General features: G+C 56.7%; 3 protein-coding genes and 2 pseudogenes. All 5 read right to left on the bottom strand.

Annotated elements, in window-relative coordinates:
- Positions 1-233: 233 nt before the first annotated feature.
- Positions 234-1,070: an aminoglycoside O-phosphotransferase APH(6)-Id gene (locus tag FTU12_RS16220; protein ID WP_000480968.1), complete on the bottom strand. Its 837-nt coding sequence runs from the start codon at positions 1,068-1,070 to the stop codon at positions 234-236.
- A complete protein-coding gene (gene aph(3'')-Ib / locus FTU12_RS16215) occupies positions 1,070-1,873 on the bottom strand; it encodes an aminoglycoside O-phosphotransferase APH(3'')-Ib (protein WP_001082319.1) in 804 nt (267 codons plus the stop codon). Before aph(3'')-Ib ends, FTU12_RS16220 begins: the two co-directional genes overlap by 1 nt.
- 65 nt (positions 1,874-1,938) lie before the next feature.
- Positions 1,939-2,508, bottom strand: coding sequence for a recombinase family protein (locus tag FTU12_RS16210; RefSeq protein WP_050545069.1), 570 nt, complete (start codon positions 2,506-2,508; stop codon positions 1,939-1,941).
- Between the two features lie 44 nt (positions 2,509-2,552).
- Positions 2,553-2,990 (bottom strand): annotated as a pseudogene (locus tag FTU12_RS16205) (ATP-binding protein); the annotation flags it as partial.
- A 53-nt stretch (positions 2,991-3,043) separates the two neighbouring features.
- A pseudogene (locus FTU12_RS16200) lies at positions 3,044-3,118 on the bottom strand (IS6 family transposase); the annotation flags it as partial.

Below are 3,118 nucleotides of genomic sequence, written 5' to 3'. Positions count from 1 at the left end.
TTGGTATCGTTGGCCTTCAGGCTCGTCAGTCAAACAGACCCAGGAGCAGCTCAGCCGGTGGCGCCCGGCTTTCGGGTAACGCCCTGGTCCCGCTGGTTTCGGCTTTGTGCTTCAGGTGATCAAGGATGGGGTCGTTTGCGGGAGAGGGCGAAATCCTACGCTAAGGCTTTGGCCAACGATATTCTCCGGTAAGATTGATGTGTTCCCAGGGGATAGGAGAAGTCGCTTGATATCTAGTATGACGTCTGTCGCACCTGCTTGATCGCGGCCGCGATAGCTAGATCGCGTTGCTCCTCTTCTCCATCCGCGTTCCAAGCTGCGGAAAGGCACCCATAAGCGTACGCCTGGTCGAGCAGGCGACGCGGATCGACGTCCAGCGCACGAGAGAATGCGTCCGCCATCTGTGCAATGCGTCTAGGATCGAGACAAAGGTCGTCTCTGTCAGCCGGATCGTAGAACATATTGGCGGCGCCAAAGCCCACTTCACCGACCAGACCGACGGGATCTATCACCAGCCAGCCGCGACTGGAGAACATGATGTTTTCATGATGCAGATCGCCATGTAGCCCACGCAGTTCCGAGGCATTGCTCATCATTTGATCGGCTATAATCGCCGCGTGGACGTAGTCAGTTTGACAACCTGCGTTTTGATCATCGCGCGCCCGCTGAAACAAAGCTGCAAAGCGATCCCGGATCGGGAGAAGGGCAGAAGGCAGGGGTTCCTCAGATGCGGCATACAGCTTCGCCATTAGTTCCGCTGCAATTTCGGTCGCCTGGTAGTCGCCGTGCTCGGCAACGATGTGAGAGAGCATTCGCTCCCCGGCATATTCGAGCAACATCAGATTGTTCTCACGACCGAGCAACCGGACTGCTCCCCTCCCATTGCGCCATACCAGATAGTCGGCCCCGCGCAGTTCATCAGCAATGTCTTCTATAGGTTTCAATCCCTTGACGATTGCAGGAGTCCCGTCTGGCAATGAAACTTTCCAAACGAGGCTGGAAAAGGTGTCCGCAATGAGAACAGGTTGCGAAACGTGCCAATGAGCAGGAAAAACAGGCGGCATGAACATCAACCCCAAGTCAGAGGGTCCAATCGCAGATAGAAGGCAAGGCGTTCGCGGTCGGGGGCTTCGATCCCCAATACATTGAATAGGACAGCGAAGGCGCGCTCTGCTTCATCTGGCGCTGCCCAGTTCTCTTCGGCGTTAGCAATCATGAGTGCCAAATCGGCATAGCGATCTGCTGTTCCGAGCCGCCCAAGGTCGATCAGACCCGTGCATTGAAGAGTTTTAGGGTCCACCATGAAGTTCGGCATGCAGGGATCACCATGGCAAACAACCATATCGGTGCGCTCTTGGTCGAGCCGCACCGGTAGCTCTCGTTCGACACGAGCCAAAAGATCGAGCTGCGGCGTACTCTTGTCCTCGTCCGGTAAGAAGTCGGGATTGACGGCATTGCGGGACACCACATCAACGGCGCGTCCGAACATTCGCGACAGCCTGCGCTCAAACGGACATTGATCAACCGATAGGCTGTGAACAGCGCCAAGTTGCTGCCCCATTGACGGCCACGCTTTGAGCAAATCCGCTCCAGACAGATCAGCCGCCGGTACTCCCGGAATTGCCGTTATCACCAAGCATGCACCCTCCTGTTCCTCCTGCCAGTTGATCACCTCGGGGCAAGCCACACCTCGACCTTTGAGCCAAATGAGGCGGTCACGCTCTCCAGCGAGCTCACCGCGGCGGGAAGCAGGTGCGATTTTCGCGAAGGCATGCCCGTCACCACGTCGAAAAACAAAATCACCAGATTCTCCGCCTCTGACAGGCAACCAGTCAGAATGCGATTCACCAAAAAAAATATTAGTTCGATTCAATGGAGGTTCCTTCAGTTTTCTGATGAAGCGCGGAGGTGGCTCAACCTGCGAAAAGAAACGAGTTGCTACGTAAGTCCGAGAACATGCTTTCCATGGTCTCTGAGCTCGCCTTTGGGACCGACATATCGGTAGAGAGTGACGCGCTCGATGCCGAGTTCCTTGCAGAGATCGGAAACTGAAGTATCGCGCTGGGCCATGGCGGCTTGCGCGAGACGCACCTGAGCTTTGGTGAGCGCGAATTTTCGTCCGCCCTTGCGACCGCGCGCTCTCGCGGAGGCGAGACCCGCCATGGTGCGCTCTCGGATCAGATCCCGCTCGAACTCGGCCAAGGTGGCGAAGATTCCGAACACCATGCGACCGGACGCAGTCGTGGTGTCGATCTGAGCGCCCTTTCCAGTCAGAACCCGCAGGCCGATCTTGCGGTCTGACAGCTCCTTCACCGTGTTGACCAGATGGGCAAGCGATCGTCCGAGGCGATCGAGCTTCCAGACCACCAGCACATCGCCGTCACGCAATGACTTGAGGCAGGCAGTCAAGCCAGGGCGATCATCACGACCGCCGGAAGCAAGATCATCATAGATATTGTCCCGTTTGTCAACGGCGATTGAAAACTGATACAGATTTTTTCGTGCCAGCGATTTAAAACTGATACACCGCCGTCGCTGAACACCGTCCGTGTTCAGCCAATTTCTGCAACATCGCTCCCCCTCATCATCCCGGCCTGTCGCTGGTGCTTCAGCCGATAGCTTTCCCCGGCAATCGGCACGATGTGCGCATGGTGCAGCAGCCGGTCGAGCAGGGCCGCGGTCAGCGTCGTATCCTGCGCGAAGGTCGTGTCCCATTGCCCGAACGGCAGGTTGCTGGTCACGATCAGGCTGCTGCGTTCATACAAGGCTGCGATCACCTGGAAGAACAGGTTTGCCTGTTCCCGGTTCATCGGCAAGTAACCTATCTCGTCGATGATCAAGAGCCGATATGCCTTGATCGCGCGGTGCATCACCGCCTTCAGATTGTTCTGGGTATGCGCCGTCGTCAACGCCAGCATCAGGTCGGCCGCAGTCGTGAAGCGCGTCTTGATGCCGGCTTGCGTCGCCTTGTAACCCAGTGCCATCGCCAGGGGCACTGTTGCAAAGTTAGCGATGAGGCAGCCTTTTGTCTTATTCAAAGGCCTTACATTTCAAAAACTCTGCTTACCAGGCGCATTTCGCCCAGGGGATCACCATAATAAAATGCTGAGGCCTGGCC

Source organism: Acinetobacter sp. YH12063 (assembly GCF_013419715.1).
Taxonomy (GTDB): Bacteria; Pseudomonadota; Gammaproteobacteria; order Pseudomonadales; family Moraxellaceae; genus Acinetobacter; species Acinetobacter amyesii.
Note: the sequence above shows the minus strand (reverse complement) of the source record. Positions and strands in the feature narration are given on the sequence as shown.